The following is a 13,526-nucleotide window of genomic DNA, read 5'->3' on the forward strand; positions in this document are numbered from 1 at the left end:
TGTTATTTTTTAGGATAAAAATGGTAAACAAATATTAATTGTTTTTGCTGCTTATTTTAGTTTAAATGTAAAAAGTCCGTTTGATAGATTCGGTTTAAAACGGATCTGTCAAACGGACTTAAAATGAATTAATATTGCCTTTTTAATCTATTAAATTACACTAATTGTTTTAAAGCAATTTCAAATGCAGTAGCACTAATGTTTGTTTTAGAATTGTTTAAAGCATGCGCTTTTACAATGGCATTTTTTATAATTTCTGATGTGTCTTGAAAAATAGCTTCATCAGTCATTTGTACTTTCTTTTCCATGAAATATGCAAAAACTCTAGCCATTCCGCAATTTGAAATGAAATCAGGAATCAAACTTACTTTATGGTCTACATCTTCCATAATTGGGCCGAAAAATATTTCTTTATCAGCAAATGGAACGTTAGCACCACAAGAAATCACTTCTAGTCCACTAGCAATTAAACTGTCAATTTGAGATTGAGCAACTAAGCGAGAAGCAGCACATGGTGTGAAAATTTCAGCACCAATTGTCCATATTTTTTGATTTATTTCCTCAAAAGGGATCATGTTTTTAGCTACTAATTTATTCCCGTCTTTATTAAGGAATAATTCTTTTATTTCTTCAAATGAGAATCCTTCTTCATTGATTAACCCACCATCTCTATCGATAATACCAATTACTTTGGCGCCCATTTCGGCCAAATAGAATGCAGCAGCTGAACCTACATTTCCAAAACCTTGAACAATTGCTTTCTTTCCTTTTACATCACCACCATAGGTAGTATAATAATGACGAACGGCTTCGGCAACACCAAAACCAGTAATCATATCCGCAATCGTATATTTTCTTGCCACATCAGGGGAGAATTTCGGGTTTTCAATTACTTTAACGACTCCTTGACGTAGTTGACCTATTCTATTTATTTTATCAGCTTCGGTAGGTTTAAAGTGACCATTAAAAACACCTTCTTGTGGATGCCAAACACCACATTCTTCCGTCATTGGAATAACTTCGTGAATTTCATCAACATTTAAATCACCACCGGTTCCATAATAACTTTTTAATAAAGGAGAAACGGCTTTGTACCAGCGTTGTAAAACGCCTTTTTTTCTTGGGTCATTTGGGTCAAAATTAATACCAGATTTGGCACCACCAATTGCTGGGCCAGAAACTGTAAATTTTACTTCCATCGTTTTTGCTAACGACAAAACTTCATTTATATCCAATCCTTTTCTCATTCTTGTTCCACCACCAGCAGCACCACCACGCAACGAGTTAATCACAGTCCAGCCTTCTGCATCTGTTTCAGTGTCTTTCCAATTGAATACAATTACAGGTTCTTTATTTTCAAATTTCTTCAGTAAATCTTTCATTTTGTTGCGATATGTTTAATTTGTACAAATATAAAAAATAGAATAATGCGAATTATGTATTTGTGTATTTATTTTGCATAGTAATTTTTTCCAGAACTATGGTCCTTTTTTGCTCCCGTTACACTTGATAATACGTTGATTTCATTACGTAATTTCAATACGCCCAAGAAAGCAAAGATCAGTGCTTCTTTAAATTCTAGAATTTTAGCATTGGGAATTATTATTGTTATATCAGGTAAATGATGATGTATGCGCTCTATTAGAAAATCATTATAAGCTCCGCCGCCAGTTATGAAAAGACTTCCTTTTTTAGTTGGTAACGCTAAAGCAATTTGTAGCGCTACATGTTCTGTGAAAGTATGTAATTTGTCTTCTATAGTAATAGTGAAACTTTCAATCAAGGGTAAAACAGTTTCTTTTACAAATTCAAAACCTAAGGATTTAGGATGTTTTTTTTGATAAAAATCCAATTCATTTAGTTGCTTTAAAAGCGCTTCATTGGTATTTCCGGATCTTGATATTTCCCCTTTATCATCGTAATTGAATCCCAATTGATTGGCGTAGTAATTTAATACGGTGTTAACCGGTGAAATATCAAAAGCAATACGTTGATTATTTTCTTCGAATGAAATATTAGAAAATCCACCTAAATTCATACAATAATCGTATTCTGAAAATAAAATACGATCCCCAATAGGAACTAATGGAGCACCTTGACCGCCTAGTTGAACATCTTGGACTCTAAAATCACAAACAACAGTCTGATTAATTAAAGAAGCAATTTCAGGTAAATTTCCTATTTGTAAGGTGAAGCCTTTTTGAGGTTGATGTAAAATAGTGTGTCCATGGGAACAGACAGCATCAAGATTTTCAATTTTATTTATTTTTATAAAATTTGAAATAATAGTAGCGAGAAGGGTAGTGTAATCTTGATTTAATTTTTCTAATTTATTTGTCGAATAATCTACTGCTGATTTTAAAGAATTGATCCAATTTGTGTCATAAGAAATAGTTTCAGATTCTAGGATTTTAAAATTCCATTTGTTATTTTCGACAGTGAAGATTATGTGTGATAAATCGACTCCATCTAGAGAAGTGCCTGACATGACACCTATAATATTATACTTTTCTTTTAACATTGGCTTAATTTACGAAATCGTTTGAAATATGATTTATAATAATTACTTTTGGCAACAAATTTAACAACATTTAATTTACAATAAAAATATGGATTTTAATCTTACCGAAGAGCATTTAATGATTCAACAAGCGGCAAAAGATTTTGCTAATACTGAATTGTTGGGTGGAGTTGTAGAAAGAGACGAGCATTCAAAGTTTCCGACTGAACAAGTGAAAATGATGGCCGATTTAGGTTTTATGGGAATGATGGTAGATCCAAAATATGGAGGATCAGGATTAGATAGTATTTCTTATGTTTTGGCAATTACCGAAATTGCAAAAGTCGATGCTTCAGCTGCGGTTATCATGTCAGTAAATAATTCATTGGTTTGTGCGGGTATTGAAAAATATTGTAATGAAGAACAAAAAATGAAATATTTAGTGCCTTTAGCTAAAGGGGAGGTAATTGGTGCTTTTTGTTTATCGGAGCCAGAAGCAGGTTCTGATGCGACTTCTCAAAAAACAACAGCAATAGATAAAGGAGATTATTATTTACTTAACGGTACAAAAAACTGGATTACTAATGGATCTTCGGCATCAACTTATATTGTAATTGCCCAAACTGATATTGAAAAAGGACACAAAGGGATCAATGCTTTCATTGTTGAAAAAGGATGGGCTGGTTTTGATATTGGTCCAAAGGAAAAGAAAATGGGAATTCGTGGATCTGATACTCATTCATTACTATTTAATGATGTAAAAGTTCCAAAAGAAAATAGAATAGGGGATGATGGATTTGGATTTAATTTTGCCATGTCCGTATTGAATGGTGGTCGAATTGGTATCGCCTCTCAAGCATTAGGAATTGCAACAGGAGCTTATGAATTAGCATTAAAATATTCGCAAGAGCGTAAAGCTTTTGGAAAAGAAATTTTCAAACACCAAGCAATTGCTTTCAAATTAGCAGATATGGCAACTCAAATTATGGCTGCTAAATTGTTAGTTCTTAAAGCGGCATCTGAGAAAGATGAAGGTAAGGATATTTCACAATCTGGAGCTATGGCTAAATTATTTGCTTCACAAACCGCTATGGATACTACAATTGAAGCAGTACAAATTCACGGTGGAAATGGTTACGTATCCGAATATCATGTAGAACGTATGATGCGCGATGCTAAAATTACGCAAATCTATGAAGGGACATCTGAAATACAACGAATTGTAATTTCAAGAACGTTAGTTTCCTAAATTTTATAAAATATTTTTTTTTAACCATTAAGGGGTAAGTAGTTGAGATGTAAATCATCTTAATGGTCTTATTTCTTAGTGGTTTTTTAATTCTAAAAAAGTGTACATTTACCCAAAAGTTTCCTTTTATGTACGATGATTTAAAATATTGGTACTTGCGCGATCATAAATTATTCCGGACTTTAAGTTTTGGACAAATCAAGCAATTGTGTATTATTACGGGGTTTAAAAAGGCTCAAAAAGGAGAGGTTATTTATTTCAGTTCTTCAGATGTGCCTCGAATTTTTCTTTTGAAAAAAGGGAACATAAAAATAGTGGCAGTAGACGAAGAGGGAAATGAAACCATAAAAGACATTATTCAAAAAGGCGATTTGTTTGGGGAACTAACTTTAGAATCCGACAATCAAGCCAATGAGTATGCCAAAGTATTATCTGATGATGTAGCTATTTGCAGTTTTCTACTATCGGATTTTGAAGATCTATTATTGAGCAATCCTAGTTTGGCTTTATCCTATACTAAATTTGTAGGTTTGAAAATGAAGCGAATAAAAAATAGCTACTCAAATTTGATTTCTAAAGATGCCAAAACCAGACTACTATTGTTTTTAAAAGACTGGGGTGAAAGCGAAGGAAAAAGAACGGGTAACCGAATTGTGATTGAAAATTATTTGACTCAAAACGATATTGCACAAATCATTTGTACTTCAAGACAAACCGCTACTCAGTTATTGAATGAAATGGAAACGAACGGTATAATTGCCTACAACAGAAAAGAAATAATTATTACGGATATAAATAATTTGTAGTTATTTTTATTGAATTGCAAACTAGGCGACAATTGCTTCTTAAATTACATAGTAGTTTTGTATTAATAAAATGAAACACTATGAAAAAATTATTTAGCCTTGCTTTATTTGCAATAGTATCGCTTGTAAATGCCCAAAATGAATTGCCTAAAACGGCAACAGATATTTCACCTTTGTTAATTGGTGAGAAAATTCCAGATGTTATCTTGAAATCAGTCGATAATCAAGATGTTAATTTAGCCTCCCTATTTAGTAATAAAAAAACTGTTTTAGTTTTTTATCGTGGTGGATGGTGTCCATATTGTAATCTACATTTATCCGCTTTAGGTGAAGCCGAAGCAGCATTAATAGCTTTAGGATACCAAATAATAGCAATTAGTCCAGATTCTCCAACAAGTTTGAAAGCTACTGTAGAAAAAGATAAAGTAAATTACCTTTTATTATCTGACAGTAATGGAATGCTTGCAAAAACGATGGGAATTGCTTTTGAAGCTCCAGAAAATTACAAATCTATGTTGGCTAAAAGTTCTGATGGTGTAAATAGTAGTTTTTTGCCCGTTCCCTCTGTTTTTATTTTGAATGTAAATAAGGAAATCGAATTTGAATTTATTACTCCAGATTTTAAACATAGAATTACAAATGATCTTTTGATTGCAGCTGCTAAATCTTTAAAAGAATAGAAATGAAAAATTATTTTTTTGTTTTGATACTGGTTACTGTTTCTACTTTTGGCTACGCCCAAGGTTGTAGTGATGCAGGAATATGTTCAATAGGACATGGTTTTCAAAGTGACGAAAAAGAATTAAAAAATAGTGTAGGAATTGCTTCTGTTTTTGGTGCTGGTGAGGCTGATGTAACCTATTTTTCTCCATTTATTTCCTATACTAGAAAAATAAATGAAAACTGGGCGCTGAGTAGTAAGGTGACATTTTCTAGTGCCAATGGTGCATTTGGAACTTCAACTTCATTAGGAGATGCATTTCTGTCAGGGAATTATACCTTTGAAACAAAGAATAATAAACAATGGAGTACATTATTCGGTTTTAAAATTCCTTTCACAAATTCCGATTTTAAAATTGATGGAAAGTCACTGCCATTAGATTATCAATCAAGTCTAGGAACGTATGATTTATTTATTGGAGGGAATTTTAAATATAATAATTGGGATTTTAATTCAGCTATTCAAATCCCAGTAATAAATAATAATAAAAACTCTTATTTTAAAGAGTTTTCAGGCACTAATGATTTTCCGTCTACAAATAGGTTTGAACGTAGGTCAGATGCATTGTTTCGAACAACTTATACGCTAAAAACTGCCAATAAAAAATTTATCTTTAAACCGAATGTTTTATTTATTTATCATCTAGGAGAGGATAGTTATGAGACTATTCAGGGAGATAGAGAAAAAATAAAAGGGTCAGATGGTTTAACTATTAACGGGAATTTATTAACCACATATGTAATAAATAATCATAATAGTATAGAGCTCTCAATGGCAACTCCATTTGTAATTAGGGATATCCGTCCAGATGGTTTGACAAGGGCTTACGTTGTTAGTATTCAGTATAATATAATATTTTAATTGATTTGTAAGATGAAAAATCGTATTTTAATTGCCGCAATATTTTGTTTGATTTCTTTATTATCATTTGCACAAAATGAAAGTAAAAGACTAACACAATTTAATCTAGAAAAGAAAGTAGCTATTCAAGGCTACGATCCTGTTGCTTATTTTAAACAAGGTAAAGCAGTAAAAGGGAAAAAAGAATTGGGATCTATTTATGAAGGAGTGAATTATTATTTCTCATCAGTAGAAAACAAAGATGCTTTTGCAAAAAGCCCAATGACTTACGAACCACAATATGGAGGTTGGTGTGCATTTGCAATGGGAGATTCTGGTGAAAAAGTCGAAATTGACCCCGCAACATTTAAAATTGTTGAAGGTAAATTATACTTGTTTTATAATGCCTATTTTAACAATACATTGAAAAGCTGGAATAAAGATCAATCCAATTTAAAGGCAAAAGCCGATACAAACTGGAAAAAGTTTTTTAAATAAAAATAAAATTATGAAATCACCACTGATAACTTGGTTATTGCGCCTTATTGTTGCAGTAATTCTAATTCAAACTTTGTATTTTAAATTTACTGGTGCCGAAGAAAGTGTTTATATTTTCTCTACTTTAGGGATGGAACCTTATGGAAGAATAGGCTCAGGGATTGCCGAATTGATAGCGTCGATTTTAATTGTGTATCCAAAAACAACTTGGATCGGGGCATTAATAGGTATGGGAGTAATGATAGGTGCTATAGCATCTCATTTATTTGTTTTGGGTATAGAAGTGCAAAATGACGGGGGAACTCTTTTTATTTTGGCTCTAATTACCTTTATTTGTTGTTCTCTTTTGGTTTATCAAAATAAGAATACAATACTCAATTTGTTAAAATTAAAATTGTAATATGCTGATACCTTCTATAAATACGAGCTTGAATGAATTGGTAGATTTGCTTGTTCAACTCCCAGATTCTGAATATGCTAAGCCTTGTGTTTCGCTAAGTGATTCTACTATTGGCGAACATACGAGGCACATAATCGAGATGTTTCAGTGTCTTGAGAATAATTATAATTTGGGGATAGTGAATTATGATAAAAGACCACGGAACAAATTAATTCAAACCGATACTGATTTTGCCATATCTCAAATTAAAATGGTCCAAAATTCATTGGAAAAAGAAAATAAAAAGTTAGAATTACAGCAAATAATTGATAGTGAAGAGCTTCGTATTGAGAGTAATTATTTCAGAGAATTGCTTTATAATTTGGAACATTGTATCCATCATCAGGCTTTAATAAAAGTGGCGATTTTACAAATTGATACTATTGAAGTAGATGTCAATTTTGGAGTGGCACGTTCAACAATTGAATATAGAAATCAATGTGCACAGTAAGTTTTGTAAAAGTGGATAACAAAGTCATCATTACCTCCAATCGCGATGAAAAGGTGATAAGGCCCAGTGCAATTAAGCCCAAAAATTACATAGTAAAAGGCAAAAATGTCATTTATCCAAAAGACCCAAAAGCGGGAGGGACTTGGTACGCAGTGGATGACGATGGGACTATTTTGGTTTTATTGAATGGTGCCAATGAAAAACATATCCCAAAGCTTCCCTATAGAAGAAGCCGTGGTTTAATTGTTTTAGATATCATAAGCGAAGTATCCCCAAAGGATTTCTGGAATGAGATTGATTTAGATAACATTGAACCTTTTACTTTAGTTTTATTTCAAAATGGGGCGCTTTTTCAATTAAGATGGAACGGTTTAAAAAAAGAGGAGGTTGTTTTAAATGCAGATGATAGACACATCTGGTCTTCGGCTACTTTGTATCCCGATGAAATTAGAAAAGAAAGAGCAGATTTGTTTTATACCTTCTTGGAGGAGAATGGGGCAATTTCAGAAAAAGAAATGTACCAGTATCATCGCTATACAGATAAAGACAATCATCAAAATGGGTTGGTTATCAATCGAAATAATGAAATGAAAACGCTAAGTATTACGCAAGCCATAACTGAACAAAATAAGGTCGCTATTCGTCATTATGATTTAATATCCCAAAAAGAATCGTGCACTTCATTTATTATAATTTAAAAATACCCTAAGTGATATTTAACAGAAATTCTAAATTACTACTACACAAGATAACCCATTGGGAATATTGGCCTTTCCAATTGGTCTATATTCCTATTTATTTTCAATGGGCCTTTTACGCTATAAAAGCAAAATCAATTTTTTTCTTTAATGCGTCTAATCCCACGATAAAAAATGGAGGATTTATTATGGAATCTAAAAAAGCGATTTATGATTTAATCCCTCAAAAATATTATCCCAAAACGGAATTAATTAGAGAAGGGACTTCATTAGAATCAATAGAAAATACAATTAAATCCTCGGGGATAAAATATCCTTTGATCGCTAAACCTGATATTGGTTTGCGTGGTTCAGGAGTTAAGAAAATTGAAACTATTACTGATTTAAAGCAATATGCCTCCAAAGCCAATTTTGATTATGTAATCCAAGACTTAATTCCGTTTCAAAATGAAGTGGGGATTTTCTATGTACGATACCCCAATCAAAAATCAGGAAAAATTACAGGAATTGTTTCCAAAGAATTTTTAATTATTACAGGAAACGGTATTGCAACAATCGAAGAGTTAATAAAGGAAAATCCGCGTTATGAATTGCAATTAAAAGTACTACAGCAGGAATACGGTAATCGTTTATTAACCGTTTTAGCTGTTGGGGAAAAAATAAATCTTGTTCCCTACGGCAATCATGCCAGAGGGGCTAAGTTTATTGATGGGAGTGACTGGATAACTCCAAAATTGGAAACCGTTATTAATGAAATGTGTTTGCAAATACCAGGCTTTTATTTTGGGAGATTGGATGTCATGTATAATACGATTGAAGAATTGGAAAACGGAAAAAACTTTTCGATAGTGGAATTAAATGGAGCTGCTAGTGAACCAACTCACATTTATGATCCCAAACATTCTTTGTTTTTTGCTTGGAAAGAATTGTCACGACACATTAGCTATATGTTTGAAATTAGTGTTGCCAACAATAAAAAAGGCGTGCCATATCTGGCTCACAAAGAAGGTATGAAAGAATACAGATTGCATCTAGAACAGAGCAATAAAATTGTCAATTTTTAACAGCAATGAAAATAATAAAGAATATTCTTGTGGGGTTTGTTGTGAGCTTTTTGGGTTCTATTCCACTGGGATATTTGAATTTTATAGGCTTTGAAATTTACACTGAATTTGGAATAAATAATTTACTTTTATATTTATTGGGGGTTATTGTTATTGAATCTCTGGTTATTTATTTCACTTTAATTTTTGCTGCTAAATTAGCCAATAATAAAAAATTAATGAAGGTAATTGACATCTTTGGTGTTTTCTTTTTATTGCTTTTGGCCTATTCCTTCTACTCTCATTCTACTCAATCTGTTTCGAATCAACATTATTTAGAAAAATACATTATCTATTCTCCTGTTGTAATCGGTTTATTTTTAAGTAGCATTAACTTTTTGCAACTTCCCTTTTGGACGGGTTGGAATTTGTATTTGATAAATGGAAAATATATTCATGTGAATGGAAAATGGAAGTTTTTTTACATTCTAGGAACGCTAATAGGAACTTTTTTAGGAATGCTAGCTTTGGTTTTTTTCTTGAATACAATATCTCAAAACGCAGATAGCTTCTCTAAATACTTAATGCCTGTTATAATTCCAATGCTCTTTATCGTTATGGCTTGTTTACAAAGCTATAAAGTTTTTAAAAAATATATTAGATAGTTTATTTGATTGATATTTTATTCCTTCTATAAGATAGCTTTTTTCATGTCGTAAGTCATAATGAAGTAGTCATTACTATTGAATTGAAAATCGCCAATAACAGTCCATTGTAATTTTTCACTATGGGCTTTTAAGGAAGGGATATTCTTTTTATTGATAAATGTCAAAGCCAATGGATATCTTTCCACAATATGGCTTCTCATGAATTCAAAAAGAGGTCTGATTAATCCTTTGCCACGATAGTCCGCATGAATGCATATAGGACCGTATTGAAAACTATTGGTTGTAGTAATGGGATTAAAATCTTGAAAAGTAAGATTTGGAAATAAGGAACTCATGTAGTTAAAAATAGGCCATTGGTTAAAAAAAGCCCAGCTTTCTGCAAAAATATAAGCGATGACTTTTTGATTGTCTTTGGCAATAAATAAACCTTTATTTTCTATGACTTGAGTCAACTGAGCAATTGTAAATGGCGTTGTCACAAAACCAAATTCTTTTTCGGCTTCTGTTAAATTAGAAACTAAATATAATTCTTGTAATGATAAAACACCGTCGATGTCTTGAAGTGACGCAATTTCTAATGGGATGTTTTCGGTCATTTTAAAGGAATTTAGTAGCGTTATTTTTTTTGCAAAAATAAAAATAATTTGAGATTTTTTTATATTTAGATTAAAAATAATCGCTTGTTTTAAATAGTACTTTTTAATGGATTTGTTTATTTTTGCTAAATGAAAAATATTATTGTAACAGGTACAAGTAGAGGAATAGGGTATGAGTTGGCTTTGTTATTTGCAAATGCAGGACATCAAGTATTGGCTCTCTCTAGAAAAACCCCACGTATCCTTATAGAACATAAAAACATAAGCTGTCTATCAGTTGATTTATCAAATGAATCAGATTTAGATAGTGTAAAAGATTTTCTTTCTAGTTCATGGAAAAAAGTAGACGCTATTGTTCATAATGCGGGAAGTTTGTTATTGAAACCTTTTTCAGAAACAACTCAAGATGATTTTGAAGCTGTTTATAAAGTCAATGTTTTTGGGGTTGCAAATTTAACTCGTATTTGTTTGCCATATTTACAAAAAGGGAGTCATGTAGTAACAATAAGTTCTATGGGTGGAATTCAAGGAAGCCTAAAGTTTGCTGGACTAGCGGCATATAGCTCTAGTAAAGGAGCGGTTATAACGCTTTCTGAATTACTTGCTGAGGAATATAAAGAAAGAGGAATTTCGTTTAATGTTTTGGCCTTGGGTTCAGTTCAAACAGAAATGTTGGCTGAAGCTTTTCCAGGATATCAAGCTCCGATATCTGCAAGTGAAATGGCGGACTATATTTTCAATTTTACATTGACTGGAAATAAATATTACAACGGGAAAGTACTAGAAGTTTCTTCTACAAACCCATAAATTAACAACTATTTTGAGCGAAACTCTAGCTAGATATATTCCTGAACATGCTGTAAAACCAGTTTTTGAATTGATTGTTGCGAATCAAGTACATCTTAAGATTGTAAATGAGCGACAAACTCGTCATGGTGATTATAGAAAAGGATTAAATGGTAAACATGAGATTACTGTTAATTCTAGCTTGAATAAATATAAGTTCCTAATTACATTAATACATGAAATAGGACATTTGGTGGCCTTTGAAAAGTTTGGTCGAAATATAAAACCTCATGGTCAAGAATGGAAATATTCGTTTCAACAACTCATGGTTCCTTTTATTCGTCCTGAGATTTTTCCAAGTCATTTATTACCGTTAATAGCTAGACATTTTAAAAATCCAACTGCTAGTAGTGATACAGATGCTAATTTGTCTTTAGCATTAAAGCAATTTGATAAACAAAATGATAAAAATTATATTTTTGAAATTCCATATGGCAGTGTTTTTAGAATTCAAAATGGAAAGATTTTTAAGAAAATTGCAATAAGAACTAAAAGGTTTGAATGTTTAGAAATTAACTCTGGAAAATTGTATCTTTTTAATCCAAATGCTGAGGTAGAGTTATTACCTAGTTAATAATAAAAAACGGACTTTGGTTTTTAAATCAAAGTCCGTTTTTTATTAAAATGGTATTTTTATTTATTCCTTCAAATACGCTTCTCTTACTTTTTTGAATAAATTAGAAGAGTAGACAAAATCAACTACTGCTTGATTATCTGTTCTAAAAATTTCTTCTTTTGTTCCTTCCCAAGCTTTTAATCCATTTTTAAGAAATAAGATGCGTTCTCCGATTTCCATCACTGAATTCATATCATGTGTATTTATAACGGTAGTGATATTGTATTCCTCCGTTATCTCTTTAATCAAATTATCTATTAATATAGCAGTGTTTGGATCCAATCCAGAGTTTGGTTCATCACAAAACAAGTATTTAGGGTTGTTTACAATGGCACGGGCAATAGCCACACGCTTTTGCATTCCTCCAGATATTTCTGATGGGAGTTTCTTATGAGCGTCAGTAAGATTGACTCTTTTTAAAACAAAATCTACACGTTCTTGGATTTTAGTTCCGTTGTCTCTAGTAAACATTTTCAAAGGGAAACCCACATTTTCAGCAACAGTCATGGAATCAAATAAAGCACTGCCTTGGAAAACCATTCCAATTTCGGTTCTTAACTCTCTTTTTTCATCTGCTTCGAGTTCCGAATATATTCTACCATCAAAACAAATTTTCCCAGATTCCGGCTGATGGATACCAAGTAAACTTTTTAACAAAACCGTTTTTCCAGAACCACTTTGACCTATAATTAAATTGGTTTTACCAGTTTCAAAAACAGTTGATATTCCTTTAAGAATTTTGACACCACCAAATGATTTTTCTATGTTTTTTACTTCTATCATTACGTTAAGAGTAATTGTGTTAAAATATAATTCATCAAAATAATGGTTACTGATGTCCAAACAAATGATACTGTACTTGCCTTTCCTACTTCAAGTGCTCCACCTTTCATATAATAACCATGAAAAGAAGGAATAGTTGCCAATAGCAATGCAAAAATAAAGGTCTTTATAAAAGCATAAGCAATATGAAAGGGTATGAATTCTCGTTGTATACCATCTATAAAATCAGCACTACTACCAAAACCACCATAAACACTAGCAATATAACCACCAAGTATTCCTAGAAACATAGCAATCCCAATAAGGAACGGATATAATAATAAAGCCATTAACTTAGGGAAAACTAAATAGTTTAATGAGTTTACGCCCATCACTTCAAGTGCATCTATTTGTTCCGTTACTCTCATGGTCCCAATACTCGATGTGATAAATGATCCCATTTTTCCTGCCATTACCACAGAGATAAACGTGGGTGCAAATTCTAAAATAATAGATTGACGAGTAGCGAACCCTATTAAGTACTTTGGTATTAAAGGGTTGGTCAAGTTTAATGCTGTTTGTATAGCAACAACTCCACCAACAAAAAATGAAATAAAGGCAACAATACCAAGAGAACCAATGATTAAATCATCTATTTCCTTAAATATAAGTTTTTTCATTACAGACCATTTGGTTTGTTTATTGAAAATCTCCCCTAACATTAAGAAATATTTCCCTACTTGTGATAAATATCGAATGAGCATCATAGTTTTAAAATATAGTCAAAAATAGT

At 31.9% G+C, this 13,526-nt stretch carries 17 protein-coding genes; 12 read left to right on the top strand and 5 right to left on the bottom strand.

All coding sequences use genetic code 11. The features are described from left to right. Window positions 1–155 precede the first annotated feature (155 nt). Together AB3G33_RS06350 and AB3G33_RS06355 are read right to left on the bottom strand one after the other, a co-directional pair. On the bottom strand, window positions 156–1,382 hold the full coding sequence (locus AB3G33_RS06350) for a Glu/Leu/Phe/Val dehydrogenase dimerization domain-containing protein (protein WP_367773478.1): 1,227 nt from the start codon (window positions 1,380–1,382) through the stop codon (window positions 156–158). Between the two features lie 68 nt (window positions 1,383–1,450). Next, window positions 1,451–2,521 (bottom strand): anhydro-N-acetylmuramic acid kinase, encoded by a 1,071-nt coding sequence (locus tag AB3G33_RS06355; protein WP_367773480.1) that lies wholly within the window; start codon window positions 2,519–2,521, stop codon window positions 1,451–1,453. A gap of 88 nt (window positions 2,522–2,609) precedes the next feature. On the opposite strand from AB3G33_RS06355, the gene AB3G33_RS06360 reads away from it, so the two are divergent. The 10 genes from AB3G33_RS06360 to AB3G33_RS06405 all read left to right on the top strand — a co-directional run bounded on the left by AB3G33_RS06360 (window position 2,610) and on the right by AB3G33_RS06405 (window position 9,910). Further along, on the top strand, window positions 2,610–3,749 hold the full coding sequence (locus tag AB3G33_RS06360; RefSeq protein WP_367773482.1) for an acyl-CoA dehydrogenase family protein: 1,140 nt from the start codon (window positions 2,610–2,612) through the stop codon (window positions 3,747–3,749). 128 nt (window positions 3,750–3,877) lie between these two features. Continuing rightward, on the top strand, window positions 3,878–4,555 hold the full coding sequence (locus AB3G33_RS06365) for a Crp/Fnr family transcriptional regulator (protein ID WP_367757109.1): 678 nt from the start codon (window positions 3,878–3,880) through the stop codon (window positions 4,553–4,555). Window positions 4,556–4,635: 80 nt separating this feature from the next. Further along, window positions 4,636–5,235: a peroxiredoxin-like family protein gene (locus tag AB3G33_RS06370; RefSeq protein WP_367773484.1), complete on the top strand. Its 600-nt coding sequence runs from the start codon at window positions 4,636–4,638 to the stop codon at window positions 5,233–5,235. Between the two features lie 2 nt (window positions 5,236–5,237). Further along, the gene (locus AB3G33_RS06375; RefSeq protein ID WP_367773486.1) at window positions 5,238–6,137 is read left to right on the top strand and encodes a hypothetical protein; all 900 of its coding nucleotides are present in this window, start codon (window positions 5,238–5,240) and stop codon (window positions 6,135–6,137) included. Window positions 6,138–6,149: 12 nt separating this feature from the next. Continuing rightward, window positions 6,150–6,614: a YHS domain-containing (seleno)protein gene (locus AB3G33_RS06380; protein WP_367757115.1), complete on the top strand. Its 465-nt coding sequence runs from the start codon at window positions 6,150–6,152 to the stop codon at window positions 6,612–6,614. Between the two features lie 10 nt (window positions 6,615–6,624). Next, complete coding sequence (locus tag AB3G33_RS06385; RefSeq protein ID WP_367757117.1) at window positions 6,625–7,014, top strand: DoxX family protein; 390 nt, start codon at window positions 6,625–6,627, stop codon at window positions 7,012–7,014. Between the two features lies 1 nt (window position 7,015). Then, a complete protein-coding gene (locus AB3G33_RS06390) occupies window positions 7,016–7,504 on the top strand; it encodes a DinB family protein (protein WP_367757119.1) in 489 nt (162 codons plus the stop codon). Next, entirely contained in the window at window positions 7,492–8,202 is a 711-nt protein-coding gene (locus AB3G33_RS06395) for an NRDE family protein (RefSeq protein ID WP_367773488.1), read from the top strand. Before AB3G33_RS06390 ends, AB3G33_RS06395 begins: the two co-directional genes overlap by 13 nt. A gap of 11 nt (window positions 8,203–8,213) precedes the next feature. After that, window positions 8,214–9,266, top strand: a complete 1,053-nt coding sequence (locus AB3G33_RS06400) for a D-alanine--D-alanine ligase (protein WP_367773490.1) — start codon at window positions 8,214–8,216, stop codon at window positions 9,264–9,266. Between the two features lie 5 nt (window positions 9,267–9,271). After that, window positions 9,272–9,910, top strand: a complete 639-nt coding sequence (locus AB3G33_RS06405; protein WP_367773492.1) for a hypothetical protein — start codon at window positions 9,272–9,274, stop codon at window positions 9,908–9,910. A gap of 26 nt (window positions 9,911–9,936) precedes the next feature. On the opposite strand, the gene AB3G33_RS06410 is transcribed toward AB3G33_RS06405, so the two are convergent. Beyond that, on the bottom strand, window positions 9,937–10,509 hold the full coding sequence (locus AB3G33_RS06410; RefSeq protein WP_367773494.1) for a GNAT family acetyltransferase: 573 nt from the start codon (window positions 10,507–10,509) through the stop codon (window positions 9,937–9,939). Between the two features lie 129 nt (window positions 10,510–10,638). Between AB3G33_RS06410 and AB3G33_RS06415 the strand changes: the two genes are divergently transcribed. Together AB3G33_RS06415 and AB3G33_RS06420 are read left to right on the top strand one after the other, a co-directional pair. Continuing rightward, entirely contained in the window at window positions 10,639–11,316 is a 678-nt protein-coding gene (locus AB3G33_RS06415) for an SDR family NAD(P)-dependent oxidoreductase (protein WP_367757128.1), read from the top strand. A 13-nt stretch (window positions 11,317–11,329) separates the two neighbouring features. Next, window positions 11,330–11,929 carry a SprT-like domain-containing protein gene (locus AB3G33_RS06420; protein ID WP_367773496.1) on the top strand — a complete coding sequence of 200 codons (600 nt, stop codon included), beginning with the start codon at window positions 11,330–11,332 and terminating at the stop codon, window positions 11,927–11,929. A 63-nt stretch (window positions 11,930–11,992) separates the two neighbouring features. On the opposite strand, the gene AB3G33_RS06425 is transcribed toward AB3G33_RS06420, so the two are convergent. Together AB3G33_RS06425 and AB3G33_RS06430 are read right to left on the bottom strand one after the other, a co-directional pair. Then, complete coding sequence (locus AB3G33_RS06425) at window positions 11,993–12,754, bottom strand: ABC transporter ATP-binding protein (protein WP_367757132.1); 762 nt, start codon at window positions 12,752–12,754, stop codon at window positions 11,993–11,995. Continuing rightward, window positions 12,754–13,500, bottom strand: a complete 747-nt coding sequence (locus tag AB3G33_RS06430; RefSeq protein ID WP_367757134.1) for an MlaE family ABC transporter permease — start codon at window positions 13,498–13,500, stop codon at window positions 12,754–12,756. The genes AB3G33_RS06425 and AB3G33_RS06430 overlap by 1 nt, the downstream gene beginning before the upstream one ends. Between the last annotated feature and the right edge of the window lie 26 nt (window positions 13,501–13,526).

The organism is Flavobacterium sp. WC2421 (assembly GCF_040822115.1).
Classification (GTDB): Bacteria; Bacteroidota; Bacteroidia; order Flavobacteriales; family Flavobacteriaceae; genus Flavobacterium.

Excerpts from the sequence above, each read along its gene's own strand:
- AB3G33_RS06350 (WP_367773478.1), bottom strand. The coding sequence starts at position 1,382 with ATGAAAGATTTACTGAAGAAATTTGAAAATAAAGAACCTGTAATTGTA.
- AB3G33_RS06355 (WP_367773480.1), bottom strand. The coding sequence starts at position 2,521 with ATGTTAAAAGAAAAGTATAATATTATAGGTGTCATGTCAGGCACTTCT.
- AB3G33_RS06360 (WP_367773482.1), top strand. The coding sequence starts at position 2,610 with ATGGATTTTAATCTTACCGAAGAGCATTTAATGATTCAACAAGCGGCA.
- AB3G33_RS06365 (WP_367757109.1), top strand. The coding sequence starts at position 3,878 with ATGTACGATGATTTAAAATATTGGTACTTGCGCGATCATAAATTATTC.
- AB3G33_RS06370 (WP_367773484.1), top strand. The coding sequence starts at position 4,636 with ATGAAAAAATTATTTAGCCTTGCTTTATTTGCAATAGTATCGCTTGTA.
- AB3G33_RS06375 (WP_367773486.1), top strand. The coding sequence starts at position 5,238 with ATGAAAAATTATTTTTTTGTTTTGATACTGGTTACTGTTTCTACTTTT.
- AB3G33_RS06380 (WP_367757115.1), top strand. The coding sequence starts at position 6,150 with ATGAAAAATCGTATTTTAATTGCCGCAATATTTTGTTTGATTTCTTTA.
- AB3G33_RS06385 (WP_367757117.1), top strand. The coding sequence starts at position 6,625 with ATGAAATCACCACTGATAACTTGGTTATTGCGCCTTATTGTTGCAGTA.
- AB3G33_RS06390 (WP_367757119.1), top strand. The coding sequence starts at position 7,016 with ATGCTGATACCTTCTATAAATACGAGCTTGAATGAATTGGTAGATTTG.
- AB3G33_RS06395 (WP_367773488.1), top strand. The coding sequence starts at position 7,492 with ATGTGCACAGTAAGTTTTGTAAAAGTGGATAACAAAGTCATCATTACC.
- AB3G33_RS06405 (WP_367773492.1), top strand. The coding sequence starts at position 9,272 with ATGAAAATAATAAAGAATATTCTTGTGGGGTTTGTTGTGAGCTTTTTG.
- AB3G33_RS06410 (WP_367773494.1), bottom strand. The coding sequence starts at position 10,509 with ATGACCGAAAACATCCCATTAGAAATTGCGTCACTTCAAGACATCGAC.
- AB3G33_RS06415 (WP_367757128.1), top strand. The coding sequence starts at position 10,639 with ATGAAAAATATTATTGTAACAGGTACAAGTAGAGGAATAGGGTATGAG.
- AB3G33_RS06425 (WP_367757132.1), bottom strand. The coding sequence starts at position 12,754 with ATGATAGAAGTAAAAAACATAGAAAAATCATTTGGTGGTGTCAAAATT.
- AB3G33_RS06430 (WP_367757134.1), bottom strand. The coding sequence starts at position 13,500 with ATGATGCTCATTCGATATTTATCACAAGTAGGGAAATATTTCTTAATG.